18 protein-coding genes are annotated in these 22,757 nt (G+C 41.7%); 14 read left to right on the forward strand and 4 right to left on the reverse strand.

From position 1 onward, the window contains the following. Window positions 1-73 precede the first annotated feature (73 nt). The 5 genes from leuS (at window position 74) to O3636_RS05025 (ending at window position 5,834) form a co-directional block, all read left to right on the forward strand. Entirely contained in the window at window positions 74-2,575 is a 2,502-nt protein-coding gene (leuS, locus tag O3636_RS05005) for a leucine--tRNA ligase (RefSeq protein ID WP_371642007.1), read from the forward strand. A gap of 92 nt (window positions 2,576-2,667) precedes the next feature. After that, on the forward strand, window positions 2,668-3,123 hold the full coding sequence (locus tag O3636_RS05010) for a MarR family transcriptional regulator (RefSeq protein ID WP_173253131.1): 456 nt from the start codon (window positions 2,668-2,670) through the stop codon (window positions 3,121-3,123). Window positions 3,124-3,179: 56 nt separating this feature from the next. Beyond that, on the forward strand, window positions 3,180-4,412 hold the full coding sequence (locus O3636_RS05015) for an acyl-CoA thioesterase/BAAT N-terminal domain-containing protein (RefSeq protein WP_371642010.1): 1,233 nt from the start codon (window positions 3,180-3,182) through the stop codon (window positions 4,410-4,412). Between the two features lie 298 nt (window positions 4,413-4,710). Further along, on the forward strand, window positions 4,711-5,406 hold the full coding sequence (locus tag O3636_RS05020) for a GNAT family N-acetyltransferase (RefSeq protein ID WP_371642012.1): 696 nt from the start codon (window positions 4,711-4,713) through the stop codon (window positions 5,404-5,406). An 11-nt stretch (window positions 5,407-5,417) separates the two neighbouring features. Continuing rightward, entirely contained in the window at window positions 5,418-5,834 is a 417-nt protein-coding gene (locus O3636_RS05025; protein ID WP_371642014.1) for a GNAT family N-acetyltransferase, read from the forward strand. Between the two features lie 424 nt (window positions 5,835-6,258). On the opposite strand, the gene O3636_RS05030 is transcribed toward O3636_RS05025, so the two are convergent. From O3636_RS05030 to O3636_RS05040, 3 genes are all read right to left on the reverse strand, one after another. Continuing rightward, complete coding sequence (locus O3636_RS05030; RefSeq protein ID WP_371642016.1) at window positions 6,259-6,393, reverse strand: hypothetical protein; 135 nt, start codon at window positions 6,391-6,393, stop codon at window positions 6,259-6,261. A 162-nt stretch (window positions 6,394-6,555) separates the two neighbouring features. Further along, the gene (locus tag O3636_RS05035) at window positions 6,556-6,648 is read right to left on the reverse strand and encodes a type I toxin-antitoxin system Fst family toxin (RefSeq protein WP_000970294.1); all 93 of its coding nucleotides are present in this window, start codon (window positions 6,646-6,648) and stop codon (window positions 6,556-6,558) included. Between the two features lie 320 nt (window positions 6,649-6,968). After that, a complete protein-coding gene (locus O3636_RS05040; protein WP_173306478.1) occupies window positions 6,969-7,061 on the reverse strand; it encodes a type I toxin-antitoxin system Fst family toxin in 93 nt (30 codons plus the stop codon). 132 nt (window positions 7,062-7,193) lie between these two features. Between O3636_RS05040 and ruvB the strand changes: the two genes are divergently transcribed. The 9 genes from ruvB (at window position 7,194) to O3636_RS05085 (ending at window position 18,454) form a co-directional block, all read left to right on the forward strand. After that, complete coding sequence (gene ruvB / locus O3636_RS05045) at window positions 7,194-8,192, forward strand: Holliday junction branch migration DNA helicase RuvB (protein ID WP_371642018.1); 999 nt, start codon at window positions 7,194-7,196, stop codon at window positions 8,190-8,192. After that, window positions 8,173-8,745 carry a nucleotidyltransferase family protein gene (locus O3636_RS05050; protein ID WP_371642020.1) on the forward strand — a complete coding sequence of 191 codons (573 nt, stop codon included), beginning with the start codon at window positions 8,173-8,175 and terminating at the stop codon, window positions 8,743-8,745. Before ruvB ends, O3636_RS05050 begins: the two co-directional genes overlap by 20 nt. A gap of 344 nt (window positions 8,746-9,089) precedes the next feature. Next, complete coding sequence (locus tag O3636_RS05055; RefSeq protein ID WP_000466719.1) at window positions 9,090-9,848, forward strand: isoprenyl transferase; 759 nt, start codon at window positions 9,090-9,092, stop codon at window positions 9,846-9,848. 8 nt (window positions 9,849-9,856) lie between these two features. Beyond that, window positions 9,857-10,660 carry a phosphatidate cytidylyltransferase gene (locus O3636_RS05060; RefSeq protein ID WP_371642026.1) on the forward strand — a complete coding sequence of 268 codons (804 nt, stop codon included), beginning with the start codon at window positions 9,857-9,859 and terminating at the stop codon, window positions 10,658-10,660. Between the two features lie 21 nt (window positions 10,661-10,681). Beyond that, window positions 10,682-11,941: an RIP metalloprotease RseP gene (gene rseP, locus O3636_RS05065; protein WP_371642028.1), complete on the forward strand. Its 1,260-nt coding sequence runs from the start codon at window positions 10,682-10,684 to the stop codon at window positions 11,939-11,941. A 12-nt stretch (window positions 11,942-11,953) separates the two neighbouring features. Beyond that, a complete protein-coding gene (locus O3636_RS05070) occupies window positions 11,954-13,807 on the forward strand; it encodes a proline--tRNA ligase (protein ID WP_371642030.1) in 1,854 nt (617 codons plus the stop codon). Window positions 13,808-13,905: 98 nt separating this feature from the next. After that, a complete protein-coding gene (bglA, locus tag O3636_RS05075) occupies window positions 13,906-15,285 on the forward strand; it encodes a 6-phospho-beta-glucosidase (RefSeq protein WP_293959529.1) in 1,380 nt (459 codons plus the stop codon). A 192-nt stretch (window positions 15,286-15,477) separates the two neighbouring features. Beyond that, complete coding sequence (gene glmS, locus O3636_RS05080) at window positions 15,478-17,286, forward strand: glutamine--fructose-6-phosphate transaminase (isomerizing) (protein WP_371642032.1); 1,809 nt, start codon at window positions 15,478-15,480, stop codon at window positions 17,284-17,286. A gap of 118 nt (window positions 17,287-17,404) precedes the next feature. Then, a complete protein-coding gene (locus O3636_RS05085; protein ID WP_371642034.1) occupies window positions 17,405-18,454 on the forward strand; it encodes an LLM class flavin-dependent oxidoreductase in 1,050 nt (349 codons plus the stop codon). A 99-nt stretch (window positions 18,455-18,553) separates the two neighbouring features. Here O3636_RS05085 and O3636_RS05090 read toward each other — a convergent pair whose 3' ends face one another. Next, a complete protein-coding gene (locus tag O3636_RS05090) occupies window positions 18,554-22,459 on the reverse strand; it encodes a pullulanase (RefSeq protein ID WP_371642036.1) in 3,906 nt (1,301 codons plus the stop codon). Between the last annotated feature and the right edge of the window lie 298 nt (window positions 22,460-22,757).

A 22,757-nucleotide genomic window follows, 5' to 3' on the forward strand; every position in this document is an offset into this window, starting at 1 on the left:
TTTTTTCTTTTAACACATTTCAAATTCCCCCAAAAATGGTATAATAGTAACATCACAAAATTGGAGAGAGACCATGAGTTTTTACAATCATAAAGAAATTGAGCCTAAGTGGCAGGGCTACTGGGCAGAACATCATACATTTAAGACAGGAACAGATGCATCAAAACCGAAGTTTTATGCTCTTGATATGTTCCCTTATCCGTCTGGAGCGGGTCTGCACGTAGGACACCCAGAAGGTTATACAGCGACAGATATCCTCAGCCGTTACAAACGTGCGCAAGGCTATAATGTCCTTCACCCAATGGGTTGGGATGCTTTTGGTTTGCCTGCAGAGCAATACGCTATGGATACTGGTAATGACCCAGCAGAATTTACATCTGAGAACATTGCCAACTTCAAACGCCAAATCAATGCGCTTGGATTTTCTTATGACTGGGATCGTGAAGTCAATACAACAGATCCAAACTACTACAAGTGGACCCAATGGATTTTCACTAAGCTTTACGAAAAAGGCTTGGCATATGAAGCTGAAGTGCCAGTAAACTGGGTTGAGGAATTGGGAACTGCCATTGCTAACGAAGAGGTTCTTCCTGACGGAACTTCTGAGCGTGGAGGCTATCCAGTTGTCCGCAAGCCAATGCGCCAATGGATGCTCAAAATCACGGCTTACGCAGAGCGCTTGCTTAATGACTTAGATGAACTTGATTGGCCAGAGTCTATCAAGGACATGCAACGCAACTGGATCGGGAAATCAACTGGTGCTAATGTAACTTTTAAAGTTAAGGGAACAGATAAGGAATTCACAGTCTTTACAACTCGTCCTGATACTCTTTTCGGTGCGACTTTCACAGTTCTGGCTCCTGAACATGAATTAGTAGACGCCATCATAAGTCCAGAGCAAGCAGAAGCAGTAGCAGACTACAAACACCAAGCTAGCCTCAAGTCTGACTTGGCTCGTACAGACCTTGCCAAAGAAAAAACAGGTGTCTGGACAGGTGCTTATGCAATCAACCCTATCAATGGCAAGGAAATTCCAATCTGGATTGCGGATTACGTTCTTGCTAGTTACGGCACAGGTGCCGTTATGGCTGTTCCTGCCCACGACCAACGTGACTGGGAATTTGCCAAACAGTTTGGACTTCCAATCGTAGAAGTACTGGAAGGTGGAAACGTAGCAGAAGCTGCCTACACAGAAGATGGTCTTCACGTCAATTCAGACTTTCTAGATGGACTCAACAAAGAAGACGCTATTGCCAAGATTGTGGCTTGGTTGGAAGAAAAAGGCTGTGGACAAGAGAAGGTTACCTACCGTCTCCGCGACTGGCTCTTTAGCCGTCAACGTTATTGGGGTGAGCCGATTCCAATCATTCATTGGGAAGACGGAACTTCAACAGCTGTTCCTGAAAGTGAATTGCCGCTTGTCTTGCCTGTAACCAAGGATATCCGTCCTTCAGGTACTGGTGAAAGTCCACTAGCTAACTTGACAGATTGGCTTGAAGTGACTCGTGAAGATGGTGTCAAGGGTCGTCGTGAAACTAACACCATGCCACAATGGGCAGGTTCAAGCTGGTACTACCTCCGCTATATTGACCCGCATAATACTGAGAAATTGGCTGATGAGGACCTTCTCAAACAATGGTTGCCAGTAGATATCTACGTTGGTGGTGCAGAGCATGCCGTTCTTCACTTGCTTTACGCTCGTTTCTGGCACAAATTCCTCTATGACCTCGGTGTTGTTCCAACTAAGGAACCATTCCAAAAACTCTTTAACCAAGGAATGATTTTGGGAACAAGTTACCGTGACCACCGTGGCGCTCTTGTGGCAACCGATAAGGTTGAAAAACGTGACGGTTCCTTCTTCCATGTGGAAACAGGGGAAGAGTTAGAGCAAGCGCCAGCCAAGATGTCTAAATCGCTCAAGAACGTTGTTAACCCAGACGACGTAGTGGAGCAATACGGTGCCGACACCCTTCGTGTTTATGAAATGTTCATGGGTCCACTTGATGCTTCAATCGCTTGGTCAGAAGAAGGTCTGGAAGGAAGCCGTAAGTTCCTTGACCGTGTTTACCGTTTGATTACAAGTAAAGAAATCCTTGCGGAAAACAATGGCTCTCTCGACAAGGTTTACAATGAAACGGTCAAAGCTGTCACAGAACAAATTGAGTCCCTCAAATTCAACACAGCCATTGCCCAACTTATGGTCTTTGTCAACGCTGCTAACAAGGAAGACAAGCTCTATGTAGACTACGCCAAAGGATTTATCCAATTGATTGCTCCATTTGCACCTCACTTGGCAGAAGAACTCTGGCAAACAGTTGTGGCAACAGGTGAGTCAATCTCTTACGTGGTTTGGCCAACATGGGACGAAAGTAAATTGGTTGAAGACGAAATCGAAATCGTCGTCCAAATCAAAGGAAAAGTCCGTGCTAAATTGATGGTAGCCAAAGACCTTTCTCGCGAAGAATTGCAAGAAATTGCTCTCGCTGATGAAAAAGTCAAGGCAGAAATTGACGGTAAGGACATCGTGAAAGTGATTGCGGTACCGAATAAATTAGTTAATATTGTTGTGAAATAAGATAGGAATCCTTCAGAGTAGAATCTGGAGGATTTTTTATTTGACAGGAAGTTTCTATTTTGTTAATATGATTAACAAAGGAAAGAGAGATTATGGATAAAAAAGAATTTATTGCATTTAATAATCGTTTCAATAGATTTATTTTAGCGTTTGACCAGTTAAAAAAAAATCAACATAAAAGTGGTGTTGACAAATCCATTACTTTGAATGAGGTACATTTGATTGTTGTGATTGGGGAAAATCAGCCCTTAAATCTAGTAAAATTATCTGAATTATTAGAAGTTTCGAGAAGTGCAATAACTCAAAATGTTAGAAGATTGATTCAAAAAAATTTAGTTGTTTTTGATTTTGATCCGAATAATGGGAAAAATAAATATTTGAGATTATCTGAAAAAGGCATCGAAATTTTAAAAATCCATAAGGAGCAACAAGCACATATTGAAAAATCGGTCTTTTCAGTTTTAAACAACTATAGCGAGATGGAACTTCAAACAGTTGTGAAATTGATGGATGATATTGAAAAGGTGTGGGGAGAATTACCGTGGTAAAAGTCGCGGTAAATTTTAAATTCAGTTGTTAAGTGTATTAACAAAAAGGAGAAGGTATGACTGTAAACATTGAACTGATTTCACAAACTGACTTAGCAGATGAATCTTTTTATATTACTATCAATGGTTTAGAACCAAGGACAAGGTATTGTGTAGAAATGCACCTGTCTGATTATTACTGTATAAATGCTCCCTTACTTTTAGATCATGATGTTATGTGGAAATCAACTGCCATTTTTTTATCTGATCAGGACGGTATGATTGATACCTCTCAGACAGCATCTATTTCAGGATCTTATAAAGGCGTTTCAGAAATGGGCTTATTCTTTAATGCGAAACCGTTGAAGAATAGGAAAAGGAGATTACCTAGTTCTCTTGATAGAATTCCATTGCGAGATTGTTTTGGTGTTGAAATTAAAATCAAGATGGGGAAAGATGTGATCGCGGAGCAAAGTTTCGTAAGGCGTTATATGAATCTGGGAGTAAGATATCAAGATATCTATGATAAGCATTTTCAAGGTCGATTATTTTATGATGAAAAGTTAAGAAGGGCGCCAGCCGTGATTATTGTTAGCGGTAGTGAGGGAAGAATTGAAAAAGCTCAGAATATTGCCCAACTTTTATCATCAAGAGGCTATATTTGTCTTGCGATAGCTTATTTTGGTTTAGAGGGATTACCCCAAAATTTAGAACGAATTCCAATAGAATGTCTGGAGGAAGCGAAAGATTTTCTATATCATCATCCTCAAGTTGATAATACAAAAATAGGAATATATGGTCGCTCTAAAGGAGCAGAGCTTGTTCTGGCTGGACAAAGTATTTTGGATGATGTGCAATGTTTAGTACTCAATTCTCCCTCAAATGTAATATTGGAGGGAATAAAGGGAAAACTCAATTCTAATTCATCTTCTTGGACATATTTACAAAAGGAACTTCCTTATCAAAAATTTCAGTTAGGAGATTATTTGTTAAACAAGTTTTTTGGAAAACATATTCCTGAAGATAGTAGGGCTCAGATTGATGTGAGTAAAATTTTCTCTCCTTTATTATTACTAGGAAGTGATGTTGATGAAATATGGAATGCATCATCCGCGATAGATGATATTATTTCACACTATAAAGGGGAATCCATTTTGTTTAAAAAATACCATGAAACAGGGCATATGTTGACGGTTGCTTATCAACCGAATCATCGTTATCGAAAAGATTGGCGCCTATTAATGAAAGAAAGTGTAGACTCTTGGCTTGTTACGATAAATTTTTTTGATACACATCTGAAGAATTTGTAGATAGTGCTGAACCGTACTATAATAGTCCTAACTAAGATAAAAACACAGTTCTGGTTGGTAGTCCAGTCTACAAAAGCAAACACTAAAACAAGAGAAATTTGAATACAAACAGTAAAAAATAGAGAGAAGCATAAGGGGCATTACCTCACTCGTTCCCATATTTGATTATTCCTCCATAAAGTGGATGGATGATTTTTATAAGAGGAGTTTGCATTATTGAATAGAAAACCAAGTGTTTCCTAAAATTTTCATTGAGATATGTTATACTATATTCAATAAGTGAAACAAGGAGAATGCTATGCCAGTAAATGAATATGGTCAGATGATTGGTGAGTCAATGGAAGGTTATACACCCGGTGCACTGCCTTCTATTGATTTCTTAGAAGGGCGTTATGCTCGAATAGAAGCTCTTTCAGTGGAAAAGCATGCGGAGGATTTGCTAGCTGTTTATGGTCCGGATACTCCTCGGGAGATGTGGACCTACCTCTTTCAGGAAGCAGTGGCAGATAGGGAGGAGCTGGTTGCCCTTTTAAATCAGATGTTGGCTCGTAAGGATCGTTTTTACTATGCGATTGTAGACAAGGCAACTGGTAAGGCTTTGGGAACTTTTTCTCTCATGCGCATTGACCAGAATAACCGAGTAATAGAAGTGGGAGCTGTCACTTTTTCTCCAAAACTCAGGGGGACACGGATAGGGACAGAAGCTCAGTATCTCTTGGCTTGCTATGTCTTTGAGGAGCTTAACTATCGTCGCTATGAGTGGAAATGCGATGCTCTTAACCTGTCATCAAGACGAGCAGCGGAGCGTTTGGGATTTGTCTACGAAGGAACCTTCCGTCAGGCAGTGGTTTATAAGGGGCGTACAAGGGATACGGATTGGTTGTCTATGATTGATAAGGACTGGCCAAAAGTCAAATCTCGTTTGGAAACATGGTTGGCGCCTGAAAATTTTGATAAAAATGGACGGCAGTACAAGAGCTTGAGAGAATTCTAAGAGGTGATGACATGATAACTATTAGAAAGCAAGAAATTGTCAAGCTAGAGGATATTTTGCATCTCTATCAGGCAGTAGGTTGGACAAATTATACCCATCAACCTCAGATGCTGGAGAAGGCCTTGTCTCATTCATTAGTGATTTATCTGGCGCTTGATGGCGATGCTGTGGTGGGCTTGATTCGTTTGGTTGGAGATGGATTCTCATCAGTATTGGTTCAGGATTTAATCGTTTTACCTAGCTATCAGCGCCAAGGAATTGGTAGTGCCCTAATGAAAGAGGCTTTAGAGGATTACAAAGATACCTATCAAGTCCAGCTGGTAACAGAACAGACAGAAAGAATCTTGGGCTTCTATCGTTCTATGGGCTTTGAAATCTTATCCACCTATAATTGTATAGGGATGACTTGGACGAATCGAGAAAAATAACAAAACTTGTTTTTTCTTAAGCAAAGTTTAAGGCTGGTCTAGTATCATATAGTCATTAAATAAAGACCTCCTAACTTTATTTAATGAAATCCTAAAACTTTTTTTCATCATAATCTCCTAATGAAGTCACCCAATCAGGTGGCTTTTTTGTGAGGTGATGGTGATAGTGATTTTCTGCAAAATGGTAGAATCTGAGAAAAAGTTAAGCTAGTTTTAAGCTTTGTCTTGTATCATATAGTTATTAAATAAAGACCTCCTAACTTTATTTAATAAAATCCTAAACTTTTCTTTTTCATAATAATCTCCCTTAACTCCACCCAATCAGGTGGAGTTTTTTGGCTCTATTTCAGGCTTTTTGGGACTATTCTAAAAATAATTTTTCGATATTTTTCGGATTTTGGTCGGGGAATTGGCGGGGATCTTTTTAGCGAATATGACTAAGAAATAGGTTTGCTGTTACTTCAGCTACTTCAAACTCAATTTGATTGTAAGTGACTGTTAATTGAAGGACTGGAACTGCTGTAATAATGCTCTTGGTTGTCAAGGAGTGAGTCATCATATTGTTGTAAAGCGGTTAAAGCTTGAGAAGCTGAGGATGTAAAGTTTTGACAAATTTTGTGAACTGTGGGATAATGGAGAGGAATTAAGGATTAGTTCTATATCATGGACTAGAAAAGACCCCAAGCTAACTTCCACATTAAGCTTAGGGTCTTTTTTGACACTATCTATCTTTGTTTAGCCATTTATCGACTAAGCGAAGGATGACACCGACCACAATCGGTCCGATGATAGTTTTAAGGATTAGTTCCATCATGGGCTATCTCACCTCCTTTCGTAGGCGGTGTAGCAGTGCCGTATAATATTATACCACATAAATGTTAAACTCGGGAGGCACCCAATCAGGTGGAGTTTTTTGGCTCTATTTCAGGCTTTTCGGGAGTTTTCTAAACATCATTTTCCGATAACTTTCGCTTAATCTTGAACGTCTTGTCGTACAGCGGTTAAAGAGGATGTAAAGTTTTGACAAATTTTGTGAACTATGGGATAATAAAAGAGAATTAAGTATTGTGTCTATATCATAGGCTAGAAAAGACCCCAAGCTCACGTCCAAATAAGCTTGGGGTCTTTTTGACACTATTTGTCCTTGTTTAGCCATTTATCGACTAATCGAAGAATGACACCGACCACAATTGGTCCGATGATAGTTTTAAGTATTGTATCCATCATGGGCTAATTCACCTCCTTTCGCAGGCGGTGTAGCAGTGCCGTAAAATATTATATCACATAAGTGCTAAAGTCGGGAGTCGCCAATCCAGTGGCTTTTTTGTTTGTGGCTTGGATTTTTGATATAATAGAGCCATGAGTAGAATTTTAGATAATGAGATAATGGGGGATGAGGAGTTAGTAGAACGCACGCTCCGTCCTCAGTATTTACGTGAATATATTGGACAGGACAAGGTCAAGGACCAGCTCCAAATCTTTATTGAAGCTGCCAAAATGCGGGATGAAGCGCTGGATCATGTCCTCTTATTTGGACCTCCAGGATTGGGGAAGACGACCATGGCTTTTGTTATTGCCAACGAACTAGGTGTCAATCTCAAGCAGACGTCTGGGCCTGTCGTTGAAAAAGCCGGAGATCTAGTAGCGATTTTGAATGACTTAGAGCCTGGGGATGTCCTTTTTATTGACGAGATTCATCGCTTGCCTATGTCGGTGGAAGAGGTGCTTTATAGTGCCATGGAGGACTTTTATATCGATATCATGATTGGTGCTGGTGAAGGTAGTCGCAGTGTTCATTTGGAGTTGCCACCTTTCACTTTGATTGGTGCGACGACTCGGGCTGGTATGCTCTCCAATCCGCTACGGGCACGTTTTGGAATTACAGGTCATATGGAGTATTATGACCATGCTGATTTGACGGAAATTGTCGAGCGGACGGCAGATATTTTTGAGATGGAAATTACTCATGAGGCAGCATCTGAGTTGGCTCTACGTAGCCGTGGAACCCCCCGTATTGCCAATCGTCTCCTCAAACGCGTGCGAGATTTTGCCCAGATTATGGGGAATGGGGTTATCGATGATGTTATTACCGATAAGGCTTTGACCATGCTGGATGTTGACCATGAAGGTTTGGACTATGTGGACCAAAAAATCCTTCGGACCATGATTGAGATGTACGGTGGTGGCCCTGTTGGTCTAGGAACTCTTTCTGTTAACATAGCAGAAGAGCGTGAGACGGTTGAGGATATGTACGAACCTTACCTAATCCAGAAAGGTTTTATCATGCGGACACGGTCTGGACGAGTGGCGACTGCTAAGGCATATGAGCATTTGGGGTATGAGTACAATGAAAAATAATCAAGAAATTCTGGAAGCTTTCAGAGAAAATCTGGATATGATGGCTATTCTGACTATCATCCGAAACCTTGGTCTGAAAGATTCCTGGTTGGCAGCAGGTTCTGTCAGAAATTTCATCTGGAATCTCTTGTCAGACAAATCCCCTTTTGACTGTGAAACAGATGTAGATGTGATTTTCTTTGATCCAGATATTTCTTATGAGGAAACCCTGTCCCTAGAGAAAAAACTGCGAGAGGATTTTCCTCAGTACCAGTGGGAATTGAAAAATCAAGTCTACATGCACCAGCACAGTCCTCATACTGCTCCCTATATCAGTTCCCGTGATGCCATGAGTAAGTATCCAGAACGGTGTACGGCAGTTGGACTACGCTTGAATGAAGAATCAGATTTTGAACTCTATGCACCTTATAGTTTGGAGGATATTTTGAATTTTCAAGTTCGTCCAACTCCTCATTTTTTAGAGAATCAAGACCGAATGGAACTTTATCAAACACGTCTATCCAAGAAAAATTGGCAGGAGAAATGGAAAAATTTGATTTTTAAAAATACTTAAGGAAACTTTAAGCTAGGGAGTGTATACTAAGTTCATAAGTTAAGAAGACCTTAACTTAAACTCCTAAAACTTTTTCATAATAATCTCCCTATAAAAATAAAGTCGCCCAATCAGGCGGCTTATTTTTTTGAAAAATGGGCTTTGTGCCTGAGAATAATACTCAATGAAAATCAAAGTGCAAACTAGGAAGCTAGCCGCAGGTTGCTCAAAACACTGTTTTGAGGTTGTAGATAGAGCTGACATGGTTTGAAGAGATTTTCGAAGAGTATAAATAGCTTAGTGATAGAAGAAAATAGGGAAATATGGTATAATGAAACGATAGATTTTTGAATAGGAATAAGATCATGTTTGGATTTTTTAAGAAAGATAAGGCTGTGGAAGTAGAGGTTCCGACACAGGTTCCTGCTCATATCGGCATCATCATGGATGGCAATGGCCGTTGGGCTAAAAAACGTATGCAACCGCGGGTTTTCGGACACAAGGCGGGCATGGAAGCATTGCAAACTGTGACCAAGGCAGCCAACAAACTGGGTGTCAAGGTGATTACAGTTTATGCTTTTTCTACGGAAAATTGGACCCGTCCAGATCAGGAAGTCAAGTTTATCATGAACTTGCCAGTAGAGTTTTATGATAATTATGTCCCGGAATTGCATGCGAATAATGTGAAGATTCAAATGATTGGGGAAACGGACCGCCTGCCTAAGCAAACCTTTGAAGCTCTGACCAAGGCTGAAGAATTGACTAAGAACAACACCGGCTTGATACTTAATTTTGCCCTCAACTATGGTGGACGTGCTGAGATTACACAGGCTCTTAAGTTGATTTCCCAGGATGTGTTAGATGCCAAAATCAACCCAGGTGACATCACAGAGGAATTGATTGGCAACTATCTCTTTACCCAGCATTTGCCTAAGGACTTACGAGACCCAGACTTGATTATCCGTACTAGTGGAGAATTGCGTTTGAGCAATTTCCTTCCATGGCAGGGAGCCTACAGTGAGCTCTATTTTACAGACACCTTGTGGCCTGATTTTGACGAGGCAGCCTTGCAGGAAGCCATTCTTGCCTACAATCGTCGTCATCGCCGATTTGGAGGAGTTTAGGAGGAAATATGACACAGGATTTACAGAAAAGAACCTTGTTTGCAGGGGTTGCTCTGGCTATTTTCCTACCGATTTTAATGATTGGGGGACTCTTGCTTCAGATAGCAATTGGAATCATAGCCATGCTAGCCATGCATGAACTTTTGAAGATGAGAGGTCTAGAGACCATGACGATGGAGGGCCTCTTAACCCTCTTTGCAACCTTTGCCTTGACCATTCCCTTGGAGAATTACTTGACTTTTTTGCCAGTTGATGGGAATGTTGTTGCTTATAGTGTGTTGATTTCAATTATGTTAGGAACGACCGTTTTTAGCAAGTCCTATACGATTGAGGATGCTGTTTTCCCGCTTGCTATGAGTTTCTATGTAGGCTTTGGATTTAATGCTTTACTAGATGCTAGAATTGCAGGTTTAGATAAGGCACTATTAGCCTTGTGTATTGTTTGGGCGACAGACAGTGGTGCCTATCTTGTTGGGATGAACTATGGTAAACGAAAACTAGCTCCGACAGTTTCTCCAAATAAAACCTTTGAGGGTGCCTTGGGTGGTATTTTAGGTGCGATTTTAGTAACCATCATCTTTATGATGTTTGACAGTACAGTTGCTCTGCCGTATGGAATTTACAAGATGTCAGTCTTTGCTATTTTCTTTAGCATTGCTGGACAATTTGGTGATTTACTAGAAAGTTCGATCAAGCGTCACTTTGGTGTCAAGGATTCTGGGAAATTTATCCCTGGACATGGTGGTGTTTTGGATCGTTTCGACAGTATGTTGCTTGTATTTCCAATTATGCACTTATTTGGACTCTTTTAATCAAAAGACGGAGGAAATACTATGCTCGGAATTTTAACCTTTATTCTGGTTTTTGGGATTATTGTGGTGGTGCACGAGTTCGGACACTTCTACTTTGCCAAGAAATCAGGGATTCTAGTGCGTGAATTTGCCATTGGTATGGGTCCCAAAATCTTTGCTCACATTGGCAAGGATGGAACGGCCTATACCATTCGAATCTTGCCTCTGGGTGGCTATGTTCGCATGGCCGGTTGGGGTGATGATACAACTGAAATCAAGACAGGAACTCCTGTCAGTTTGACTCTTGCTGATGATGGTAAGGTTAAGCGCATCAATCTTTCAGGTAAAAAATTGGATCAAACAGCTCTTCCTATGCAGGTGACCCAGTTTGATTTTGAAGACAAGCTCTTTATCAAGGGCTTGGTTCTGGAAGAAGAAAAAACATTTGCAGTGGATCACGATGCAACGGTTGTGGAAGCAGATGGTACTGAGGTTCGGATTGCACCTTTAGATGTTCAATATCAAAATGCGACTATCTGGGGGAAACTGATTACTAATTTTGCAGGCCCTATGAACAACTTTATCTTAGGGGTTGTTGTTTTCTGGATTTTAATCTTCATGCAGGGTGGTGTCAGAGATGTCGATACCAACCAGTTCCATATTATGCCTCAAGGGGCTTTGGCTAAGGTAGGAGTACCAGAAACGGCACAAATTACCAAGATTGGCTCACATGAGATTAACAACTGGGAAAGCTTGATTCAGGCTGTGGAAACAGAAACCAAAGGTAAGACGGCCCCGACCTTGAATGTGACTATTTCTGAAAAGGGTAGTGACAAACAAGTTACGGTTACTCCAGAAGAAAATCAAGGTCGTTACCTTCTAGGTGTTCAACCGGGAATTAAGTCGGATTTTGTATCCATGTTTGTAGGTGGTTTTACAACTGCTGCTGACTCGGCCCTACGAATTCTATCAGCTCTGAAAAATCTGATTTTCCAACCGGATTTGAACAAGCTAGGTGGACCTGTTGCCATCTTTAAGGCAAGTAGTGATGCTGCTAAAAATGGAATTGAGAATGTCTTGTACTTCTTGGCAATGATTTCCATCAATATCGGGATTTTTAATCTTATTCCGATTCCAGCCCTGGATGGTGGTAAGATTGTGCTCAATATCCTGGAAGCCATCCGCCGCAAACCATTGAAACAAGAAATTGAAACCTATGTCACCTTGGCCGGAGTGGTCATCATGGTTGTCTTGATGATTGCTGTGACTTGGAATGACATTATGCGACTCTTTTTTAGATAATCGAGGAATATTATGAAACAAAGTAAAATGCCTATCCCAACGCTTCGCGAAATGCCAAGCGATGCTCAAGTTATCAGCCATGCTCTTATGTTGCGAGCTGGTTATGTTCGTCAAGTCTCAGCAGGTGTTTATTCTTATCTACCACTTGCTAACCGTGTTATTGAGAAAGCTAAAAATATCATGCGCCAAGAATTCGACAAGATTGGGGCTGTTGAGATGTTGGCTCCAGCTCTTCTTAGTGCCGATCTTTGGCGTGAATCTGGCCGTTATGAAACCTACGGTGAAGACCTTTATAAACTAAAAAATCGTGAAAAATCAGACTTTATCCTAGGTCCAACCCACGAAGAGACATTTACAGCTATTGTCCGTGATTCTGTTAAGTCTTACAAGCAATTGCCACTCAACCTTTACCAAATCCAACCTAAGTATCGTGATGAAAAACGCCCACGTAATGGACTTCTCCGTACACGTGAGTTTATCATGAAGGATGCATACAGTTTCCACGCTAACTATGATAGCTTGGACAGTGTTTACGATGAGTACAAGGCTGCTTATGAGCGTATTTTCACTCGTAGTGGTTTAGACTTCAAGGCTATCATTGGTGACGGTGGAGCTATGGGTGGTAAGGACAGCCAAGAATTTATGGCCATTACACCTGCTCGTACAGACCTTGACCGCTGGGTTGTCTTGGACAAGTCAGTTGCCTCATTTGACGAAATTCCTGCAGAAGTACAAGAAGAAATCAAGGCAGAATTGCTCAAATGGATGGTTTCTGGTGAAGATACCATTGCTTACTCAAGTGAGTCTAGCTATGCGGCTAACTTAGAAATGGCAACAAACGAGTACAAACCAAGCAACCGTGTTGTCGCTGAAGAAGAAGTGACTCGTGTTGCAACTCCAGATGTTAAATCAATTGATGAAGTTGCAGCCTTCCTCAACGTTCCAGAAGAACAAACAATTAAAACTCTCTTCTACATGGCAGATGGTGAGCTTGTTGCGGTCCTTCTAGTTGGAAATGATCAACTCAACGAAGTTAAGTTGAAAAACCACTTGGGAGCAGATTTCTTTGACGTTGCTAGCGAAGAAGAAGTGGCGAATCTTGTTCAAGCAGGATTCGGTTCACTTGGACCAGTTGGTTTGCCAGAGAATATTAAAATTATTGCAGATCGTAAGGTGCAAGATGTTCGCAATGCAGTTGTCGGTGCTAATGAAGATGGTTACCACTTGACTGGTGTGAATCCAGGTCGTGATTTTACTGCAGAATATGTGGATATACGTGAAGTTCGTGAGGGTGAAATTTCCCCAGACGGACAAGGTGTCCTTAACTTTGCGCGTGGTATCGAAATTGGTCACATCTTCAAACTCGGCACTCGCTATTCAGCAAGCATGGGAGCAGATGTTTTGGATGAAAATGGCCGTGCTGTGCCAATTATCATGGGATGTTACGGTATCGGTGTCAGCCGTCTCCTTTCAGCAGTGATGGAGCAACACGCTCGCCTCTTTGTTAACAAAACGCCAAAAGGTGAATACCGTTACGCTTGGGGAATCAACTTCCCTAAAGAATTGGCACCATTTGATGTGCACTTGATCACTGTCAATGTCAAGGACGAAGAAGCGCAAGCCTTGACAGAAAAGCTTGAAGCAAGCTTGATGGGAGCTGGTTATGAAGTCTTAACGGACGATCGTAACGAACGTGTCGGAGTCAAATTTAGCGATAGCGACTTGATTGGGTTGCCAATCCGCATCACCGTTGGTAAAAAAGCGGCCGATGGCATCGTAGAAGTCAAGATTAAAGCGACTGGTGACACTATCGAAGTTCATGCAGATAACTTGCTCGAAACGCTTGAAATCCTCAGCAAGAAATAAAAACTATAATCAGAAGAAAAACAAGGAAAAAATGTAACTAGTTTTTACCTTGTTTTTTCTGTATAATGGGAAAAATGAGTAGATAAAGAGGTAAATGTATGCTAAGATTTCCAAAGGATTTTGTCTGGGGATCCTCTACTTCTGGGCCGCAGACAGAAGGACGTATAGCTGGTGACGGTAAGGGAGATAATCTCTGGGATTATTGGTACCAAGTGGAGCCAAATCGCTACTATAATGGAATTGATCCAGATAAGACATCGACCTTTTATGAAAATTGGGAAAAGGATATTGAGCTACTGTTAGAAACTGGTCATACGGCCTTTCGGACTTCTATTCAGTGGTCACGGATTTTTCCACAAGGGCGTGGGAAAGTCAATCCTCAAGGTGCAGACTTTTACCGTAAGGTTTTTGAGGCTATTAAGGCCAAAGGGATTCGTCTTTTAGTGAATCTTTATCATTTTGATTTACCTTTTGCCCTTCAAGAGGATGGTGATGGTTGGGAAAATAAGGCAACTGTCTCAGCCTATGAAGACTATGCTCGTTTTTGTTTTGAGACTTATGGAGATTTAGTGGATCAATGGATTACTTTTAACGAGCCCATCGTTCCTGTAGAATTTGGCTATTTTTACGATGCCCATTATCCACATAAGGTGGATGCAGAGGCAGCTGTTAAAGTAGCTTATCATACACAATTGGCCAGTAGTCGGGCGGTTAAGGCTTGTCATGAACTCTTGCCTGATTCCAAGATTGGGATTGTCTTAAACTTGACACCGGCTTATCCACGCAGTCAGCATCCTGCTGATGTTAAGGCGGCTCGTATTGCGGACCTTTTTCAGGCCCAATCTTTCTTAGATCCGTCCGTTTTGGGGACTTATCCACAGGAGTTAGTAGAAATCTTGCATGAATACGGTCTCTTGCCTGATGCTACAGAGGAGGAGTTGGAGCTCATTCGTGACAATACGGTGGACTTCCTTGGTGTCAACTACTATCAACCTTTGCGTGTTATGGCTCCTCGATTTGCTAAGCATCCAGAGAGTCCACTCTTACCAGAACATTTTTACGAGCCTTATGTGATGCCTGGACGTAAAATCAATCCTCACCGTGGCTGGGAGATTTATGAGCAAGGGATTTATGACATCGCCCAAAATATCAAGGAAAATTATGGTAATATCGAGTGGATGTTGACTGAGAATGGTATGGGTGTTGAAGGGGAAGAAAAATTCCGTGAGAATGGAATGATTCAAGATGATTACCGTATTGACTTTGTAAAAGGTCATCTTCGTGAACTGCACCGTGCCATTGAAGACGGAGCCAATTGTAAGGGCTATTTAATTTGGACCTTTATTGACTGCTGGTCATGGCTCAACAGCTATAAAAATCGCTATGGTTTGGTCGAATTAGACTTGGAAACGCAAGAACGTCGTCTGAAGAAATCAGGGCACTGGTTCAAGGAATTAAGCGACAATAATGGATTTTAAAAAAGGACTCTGACTGATTATCCTAATTGGCCAGAGTTTTTTGCTTACAGGAGCTTAATTTGAGCTATACCAATTTTTACTCTTGACAAGTGAAAGAAACAAGTATATACTGTTTTTGCTGATTCTATAAAAGAGGAATTAGACTATACCAATTTTAAGGAGAAAGCACAGCTGGTCTGTGTCGTATATACTATGTGTGGAATTGTTGGTGTTGTTGGAAACACAAATGCAACTGATATTTTGATTCAAGGGCTTGAAAAGCTCGAATACCGTGGTTATGATTCTGCGGGGATTTTTGTCCTAGGTGGTGCTGAAAACCATCTAGTCAAGGCGGTAGGCCGTATTGCAGAATTGTCTGCTAAGACAGCTGGTGTTGAGGGAACAACTGGTATTGGACATACTCGTTGGGCGACTCACGGGAAACCAACGGAAGACAATGCTCACCCACACCGCTCTGAGACAGAACGTTTTGTTTTGGTGCACAATGGGGTGATTGAGAACTATCTTGAAATCAAGGAAGAATACCTTGCAGGTCACAATTTCAAAGGGCAAACAGATACGGAAATAGCCGTTCATTTGATTGGAAAATTTGCGGAAGAAGACGGTTTGTCAGTTCTTGAAGCCTTCAAAAAAGCCCTTCATATCATCCGTGGTTCTTATGCCTTTGCCTTGGTTGACTCACAAAATCCTGAAGTCATCTACGTAGCTAAAAATAAATCACCACTTTTGATTGGTCTTGGACAAGGCTATAACATGGTCTGCTCAGATGCTATGGCTATGATTCGTGAGACCAACCAATACATGGAAATTCATGACCAAGAGTTGGTAATTGTTAAGGCTGATAGTGTGGAAGTTCAAGACTACGATGGCAATAGTCGTGAGCGTGCTAGTTACACTGCTGAACTTGACTTGTCTGATATCGGTAAGGGAACTTATCCTTACTACATGCTCAAGGAAATTGACGAGCAACCAACGGTTATGCGGAAACTCATCCAAGCCTACACAGATGAGGCTGGTCAAGTTGTTGTAGACCCAGATATCATTAAGGCTGTTCAAGACGCAGACCGTATCTACATCCTTGCAGCTGGGACATCTTACCACGCAGGATTTGCTTCTAAGAAGATGCTGGAAGAATTGACAGATACACCAGTTGAACTTGGAATCTCATCTGAGTGGGGCTATGGTATGCCACTTCTCAGCAAGAAACCACTATTCATCTTTATCAGCCAGTCTGGTGAAACAGCGGATAGTCGTCAGGTTTTGGTCAAGGCTAATAAAATGGGAATCCCAAGTTTGACAGTGACAAATGTCCCAGGTTCAACCCTTTCACGTGAAGCTAACCATACCATGCTTCTTCATGCAGGTCCTGAAATTGCCGTGGCATCAACCAAGGCCTATACAGCGCAAATCGCAGCCCTTTCCTTCCTTGCAAAAGCAGTCGGAGAAGCAAATGGCAATGCCAAAGCGCAAGCCTTTGATTTGGTGCATGAGTTGTCAATCGTAGCTCAGTCTATCGAATCAACTCTTTCAGAGAAAGAAACCATCGAAGCCAAGGTTCGTGATCTTCTTGAAACAACTCGTAACGCCTTTTACATCGGACGTGGTCAGGATTACTATGTAGCCATGGAAGCAAGTCTCAAACTTAAAGAGATTTCTTACATCCAGTGTGAAGGCTTTGCGGCAGGAGAACTCAAGCACGGAACTATTGCCTTGATTGAAGAAGGAACGCCTGTTTTGGCCCTCTTGTCGGATCCAGTCCTTGCCAACCATACTCGTGGAAATATCCAAGAGGTGGCAGCCCGTGGTGCCAAAGTTCTCACTATCGCAGAAGAAAATGTTGCTAAAGAGACAGACGACATCGTTCTTACGACCGTCCACCCTTATCTCTCACCAATCTCAATGGTTGTGCCAACGCAATTAGTCGCTTACTTTGCAACACTCCACCGTGGCCTCGATGTGGACAAACCACGTAACCTTGCCAAGTCAGTAACGGTAGAATAAGCTAAAAAAGTCTAGTTATCTAGGCTTTTTCTTGTGAGCAAATCGGTTGCTTATACTCAAGATTCGTGTTAGAATAATTTTTCAAATTGAAGGACAGAACTAGACAGGGAGTATCAAAATGGTAGAATTGGGAATTTCAACATTTGGGGAAACAACGGAGCTTGAAGGGACTGGGCAAACTTACAGTCATGCCGAACGTATTCGCCAGTTGGTGGCAGAGATTGAACTGGCTGACAAGGTTGGTTTGGATGTGTATGGGATTGGTGAGCACCATCGAGCGGATTTTGCAGTATCAGCGCCAGAGATTGTCCTGGCAGCTGGGGCAGTCAATACCAAGAAAATCCGTTTGACCAGTGCAGTCAGCATTCTCTCAAGTATGGATCCGATTCGCTTGTTCCAACAGTATGCCACTATCGATGCTTTGTCAAATGGACGTGCGGAGATTATGGCTGGAAGGGGTTCTTTCACGGAATCTTTCCCGCTATTTGGCTATGATTTGAAAGACTACGAAGCACTCTTTGATGAGAAATTAGACTTGCTCCAGTTAGTTAATGAAAAGACCAAGTTAGACTGGCAAGGTCGATTGACACAAACAATCTCTGGAAAAGAAGTCTATCCTCGTCCAGTTCAAGACAAATTGCCCTTGTGGATAGCGACAGGTGGTCATGTCGAATCAACAGTGAAGATTGCTCAGGCTGGTCTACCGATTGTTTATGCCATTATTGGTGGCAATCCGAGTTATTTTAAAAAGTTGATTCAGGCTTATCGTGAGATTGGGAGCGAAGCGGGTCATGCCAGTCAGGAACTAAAGGTTGGAGCTCATTCTTGGGGTTGGATTGCTGAAGATGGCGAGCAGGCTGTGAAAGATTATTTCCATCCGACCAAGCAAGTGGTGGATGCTATCTCTAAAGACCGTCCGCACTGGCAGGAATTGCGTTATGAACAATATTTGGAGCAAGTTGGGCCAAATGGTGCCATGTTTGTGGGCAATCCAGATCAGGTGGCAGAAAAATTGATTCGCATGATTGAGGATTTAGGTTTGGACCGCTTCATGCTCCATCTACCGCTTGGTTCCATGCCTCATGACCAGGTTCTGAGAGCTATTGAACTCTTCGGCACGCAAGTGGCTCCAAAAGTACGGGCATACTTCGCCATGAAAGAGGTTTAATAAAAAATCTTAATCAAGTTTATTAGGACAACAAATATTGTACAAAAATTAATCCCCCGAGCTATAATGCTTGGGGGATTTTTCTATAGGAGGGCTAGTTTAGTTCTCTTTTTTGTTTTTTAGCAAGAAACCGAGACCTAGGAGTGCAAGGAGGCTGATTCCTGCAAACAGGAGTTTGTTATCGTTTTTGGTTCCTGTATTTGGAAGTTCAGCTTGTTTAGCTGGAGTTGCAGGTATATTTTCCTTGTTAGAGTTATCTACCGATTCGTTTCGAACAGCTTCACTTACAGATGATGCTTGTACTTCTTGTGCTGGTTGTGAAACTTGTGTAGTTTGTGAATCAGTTGTAGCTTGGCTAGGTTTATTTTCTTCATCAGCTACTTTTGTATCTGGTTTAGTAGAATCAGGTTTAGCTTGTGGAGCTGGATCTGTATTTTGATGTTCAGGTTTGTTTGATCGGTTTGGAATATCGCTTGTACTGTGCTCTTGACCTTGACCTTGTTCTTGTCTAGAATTTGAAAGGTCAAATTCTAGTTTATCTTTCATAGCTGGACGGCTTTGAGAGACTCGAAGAACAGTAGCTGTAAGGGCATTTAATTTCAAGCCTTTTTCAGTCCATTCGAGTCCTTTCGGGTTGGCAATTCCGACTGGCCCTGCTTGGTTTTCATCTGCTAAAACTTCAGCATTTCTGAGGTGGGCAAAGGCAGTTCCCAAATTAAATTCGCGAGCTTTTTCATCCGCATTGACAAAGACTGCGTAGATATCACCGTTTGGAGCAGTAATTTGGTAGCCAATTACTACATCCTCTTTTTCTACACCATTTTGACCTGGGACAGTGATGAGTTGGACACGGTCTTTGATATCTTGGAGACTCTTAAGTCGGAAGGCATCTGTAGATTGACGAAGGGCAATCAAACCTTTCATATAGTCACGGCTCTTGACATTCTCAGGATATGCTTTTCCATCTGTAGCCTTAGTCCAGTCAAACTTGTTAATAGCATCACTCGAATCGTAAGAGTCATGGATGAAGTAAGGATAGTCAAATGGATTGCCGTCCTTATCACGCAACAAGTGAGATTTGTTTGGAACCTTATCCTCTGCTACTGGAGTCTTGTAGGCTGGGTCACGGAATTGTTTGGTGCGACCATATTCCTGACCAGAGTGGATAAATGGAGTTCCTTGAGCTGTCAAGACCATGAGGTTTCCAAGTCGCAAACGACGGTGGATTTCAGCATAGTTCTTAGCTTTGCTTGGGTCTTTTTTGATAGACTGGGCAATGATGTCAAAGAGAGTCAAGTTATCATGGGCTGCGATATACTGGATAACATCTCCAGGACTGTCTGCTTCAAAGTTGGTTGGTTGAGCAATGAGATTTTTGAAGATAGTGTTGATATCACGCTTGCCACCTGTGATAAAGGCAGGTTGACCTTCATTTGGATAACCAGATTTGAGGTTGTTACGGATGTCATCTGAGAAGACAGCGACAGTATCGGTATGTTTCATCCAATCTTGGTCAGCAGCTTTAGTAGGCATATTTTCATCACCAGCATAGGTTCTCCAACCTTCACCTAGCATGATGAGGTTTGGATTGAGGGCGCGTGCAGCCTTGTAAGCTTCTTCGATAGAAGCGGCGTCATGATCTCCCATCATATCGAAGCGGAATCCATCTACTTTGTAGGTATCAACTAGATATTTGATAGAATCAACTAGGAGGCGTTTGGTCATATGGTGAGTTGTCCCCAAGCGTCCACCACCAAAGCTAGTTCGAGGTGTTCCATCAGCATCCATAAAGTGGTAGTAGTTTGGTTCTAAATCTTCAAAGATATCGACCTTGGCTGTATGGTTGTAAACTACGTCCAGGATAGCTCCCATGCCACGTTTGTGGATTTCGTTGATGAGGTTTTTGAATTCTGCGATTCGTTTTTCTGGATTTTTAGGATCGCTTGAGTACATACCAGTCAATGAGAAGTAGTTTTGAGGGTCATATCCCCAGTTATAGTTGCTGTTGCTTGAAGCATAGTCAGACAAGCGTTCATGGTTTTTCAATTCGTTGACAAAGTAGTAAGACAAGACTGGAAGGAGTTGGATGTGGGTTACACCCAAGTCTTTGAGGTAGTCTAGTTTTTCAATGAAAGCTTCAAAGGTACCAAATGGCTTGGTCAAGTCTTTTGCGATGGCAGGATCTGAAGTGAAGTCACGAACATGGGCTTCATAGATGACAGCATCTTCGCGCGATTTGAAGTTGCGAATCTTACCATAAGTCAAGTCCTGAGGTCCTAGTTTAGCTGGATTTACAAAGGCAGCTTTAGCCACTTTATGGGCATCGTCGATCTTGGCATCATCACTATTCCAAGCAGCGAGGGATTTAGCGTAAGGATCGAGTGCAAGAACAGTTTTACCCTGACGCTCGATTTGGTATTGATAATAGTAGCCAGTGAAATCTGTGATTCCTAATTTGTTTGTGCTATCTAGAGTTTGTTTCCAAGTTCCTCTTTCTCCTTTTTCAAGAGCGACAGTTCCAACCACTTTTTCAGGGTCATTCTTGTCGTAGACAACGACAGAAACCTTATCAGCACTTGGTGACCAAAGGGTTAAATCAACTTGTTTTCCTTCTTCTTTTAGGTCAGCTCCCAGTTTGCCATCATAGCTGTAAGTCTCATCTTTAAGTCGCCAGCTTGTTTTGGTAGTGAATTGGTCGGAATTGTAGCTAACAGTATATGGATGTTTTGTGTCAGAGAAATCTCCGCTGTAGGTCACTTTCTTACCAGCTTCATCGATTGCAACATCGGTGATAGTTACTTTGTTTCCTAGGTGATTAGTGATGTTGGAGTGCTTGAGGATATCTTCTTTTTTGGCACCGACTAGTGTTGAAAAACTACTTTCAATGCTAGAAATTCCTACATGTTGGGCACCTGTCATACGGATATCATGGACATAGTATGGATTTGTGTAAATCGATTCATCATCGTCTTTTAGGAAAATTTGGCTATGATTTTTCAAATCTGTAAATTTATAATCTTCTTTACGGATTTTCACGTCGTCTCCTTTTTTGCTCTCATCTAGTAATAAAAAGCCGAATTCTTTGGCGGCATCCTTAAGAGGAATGTCGATATAGCGACCATATTTGCCTGTAGCTGTAAAGTCTGTTCCGTCAGGCCATTGAGCGCTACTTGGATTTTTTACATCTCCCCAGTACCAAAGAGATTTCTTGTCATAGTTGCCATCTGTACGGTAGTAGTTGACACGAACAGTCCCTGCAGGTTGTGGCTCGTAAGAGAAAACATTGTAATCTTGGTCTAACCAAGCCTCGTTCATTTTTGGAACTAGTTTTTCGGCCGATTTATCGCCGGTTAGATTTTTTCCAGCTGTATTATTGATGAGGAAGCTAATTTTCTTGGCTTGTTCTCCCTTTAATTTGACATCTAGGTAATAGCCGTAGTCATCTTTTTTGGCATCCTTAAAGGACAGGGCTCCGTTTGGCCAATTTTCAGAAGGTTTTTCAACATCGTCCCAAGTCCATAGTCCTTGAGCATCTTTGTTTTCTTCAGGAAGTTTTTTGACATGGATACGGAAGTAGTTGTCTTCGATGGGCTCTTCTGCCTTAGTTTCAGTCGTTACTGGACTAGTAGAAGTAGTTGTCTCACTTGAACGATCTTGTCCAGTTTGTGGTGCTGAATCGGCTGGAGTTGCAGCAGGAGTTGTTGGCTCTGTTGCAGGTTTTTCTTCTTTTTTCTCTAGGGAAGCGTTTGCACTATCAGGTGAAGAAAAATCGCTTTCGTTCTTGCCAGCGATGTTTGTTGCATCAGTAAGAGGTTGGGCAAGGGCAGTAGTAGTTTCACTATTACTTGCGTTAGTGGTTGGTGTACTTTCGTTGGCTGAGATAGTTGGGGTAGCCATAGCAAGTAGGACAAGGCTTGCGCCGATAAGGACAGAACCAGTTCCATTTTTGAGGGAACGGATGCTGTAGACCATTTTTTTCTCAGTTTGAGCTGGTGTTTTTCTCATGATGATTCTCCAATTAATAAATTTCTATATCAGTATAGCATGTAGTAAAACAATATGCAAGCGTTTTCTCAAAATTAAAACAAAAGAAAATCGCAACAGGTTTTGCTACGATTTAGCTAGTATTTCTTATAGGAAAAGATTTTGTCAAAAAATCGTTAATCCCCTTGAAAAATCTAGCTAAATAGGGTATAATATGAGTAATCATTTGTCGTAGGTTTTGTCTGAAATATTGTCCAGACAAGACTCACAGCAGTTAAATCTTCTGAAAAAGTCAGATTTAGCTGCTCTTTTTGTGCTT

The sequence above is a fragment of the Streptococcus sp. 27098_8_76 genome, from assembly GCF_041432315.1.
Taxonomy (GTDB): Bacteria; Bacillota; Bacilli; order Lactobacillales; family Streptococcaceae; genus Streptococcus.

What these genes read in the sequence shown, in the direction of transcription:
- leuS (WP_371642007.1), top strand. Translation starts at nt 74, where the DNA reads ATGAGTTTTTACAATCATAAAGAAATTGAGCCTAAGTGGCAGGGCTAC.
- O3636_RS05010 (WP_173253131.1), top strand. Translation starts at nt 2,668, where the DNA reads ATGGATAAAAAAGAATTTATTGCATTTAATAATCGTTTCAATAGATTT.
- O3636_RS05015 (WP_371642010.1), top strand. Translation starts at nt 3,180, where the DNA reads ATGACTGTAAACATTGAACTGATTTCACAAACTGACTTAGCAGATGAA.
- O3636_RS05020 (WP_371642012.1), top strand. Translation starts at nt 4,711, where the DNA reads ATGCCAGTAAATGAATATGGTCAGATGATTGGTGAGTCAATGGAAGGT.
- O3636_RS05025 (WP_371642014.1), top strand. Translation starts at nt 5,418, where the DNA reads ATGATAACTATTAGAAAGCAAGAAATTGTCAAGCTAGAGGATATTTTG.
- O3636_RS05030 (WP_371642016.1), bottom strand. Translation starts at nt 6,393, where the DNA reads ATGATGACTCACTCCTTGACAACCAAGAGCATTATTACAGCAGTTCCA.
- O3636_RS05035 (WP_000970294.1), bottom strand. Translation starts at nt 6,648, where the DNA reads ATGATGGAACTAATCCTTAAAACTATCATCGGACCGATTGTGGTCGGT.
- O3636_RS05040 (WP_173306478.1), bottom strand. Translation starts at nt 7,061, where the DNA reads ATGATGGATACAATACTTAAAACTATCATCGGACCAATTGTGGTCGGT.
- ruvB (WP_371642018.1), top strand. Translation starts at nt 7,194, where the DNA reads ATGAGTAGAATTTTAGATAATGAGATAATGGGGGATGAGGAGTTAGTA.
- O3636_RS05050 (WP_371642020.1), top strand. Translation starts at nt 8,173, where the DNA reads ATGAGTACAATGAAAAATAATCAAGAAATTCTGGAAGCTTTCAGAGAA.
- O3636_RS05055 (WP_000466719.1), top strand. Translation starts at nt 9,090, where the DNA reads ATGTTTGGATTTTTTAAGAAAGATAAGGCTGTGGAAGTAGAGGTTCCG.
- O3636_RS05060 (WP_371642026.1), top strand. Translation starts at nt 9,857, where the DNA reads ATGACACAGGATTTACAGAAAAGAACCTTGTTTGCAGGGGTTGCTCTG.
- rseP (WP_371642028.1), top strand. Translation starts at nt 10,682, where the DNA reads ATGCTCGGAATTTTAACCTTTATTCTGGTTTTTGGGATTATTGTGGTG.
- O3636_RS05070 (WP_371642030.1), top strand. Translation starts at nt 11,954, where the DNA reads ATGAAACAAAGTAAAATGCCTATCCCAACGCTTCGCGAAATGCCAAGC.
- bglA (WP_293959529.1), top strand. Translation starts at nt 13,906, where the DNA reads ATGCTAAGATTTCCAAAGGATTTTGTCTGGGGATCCTCTACTTCTGGG.
- glmS (WP_371642032.1), top strand. Translation starts at nt 15,478, where the DNA reads ATGTGTGGAATTGTTGGTGTTGTTGGAAACACAAATGCAACTGATATT.
- O3636_RS05085 (WP_371642034.1), top strand. Translation starts at nt 17,405, where the DNA reads ATGGTAGAATTGGGAATTTCAACATTTGGGGAAACAACGGAGCTTGAA.
- O3636_RS05090 (WP_371642036.1), bottom strand. Translation starts at nt 22,459, where the DNA reads ATGAGAAAAACACCAGCTCAAACTGAGAAAAAAATGGTCTACAGCATC.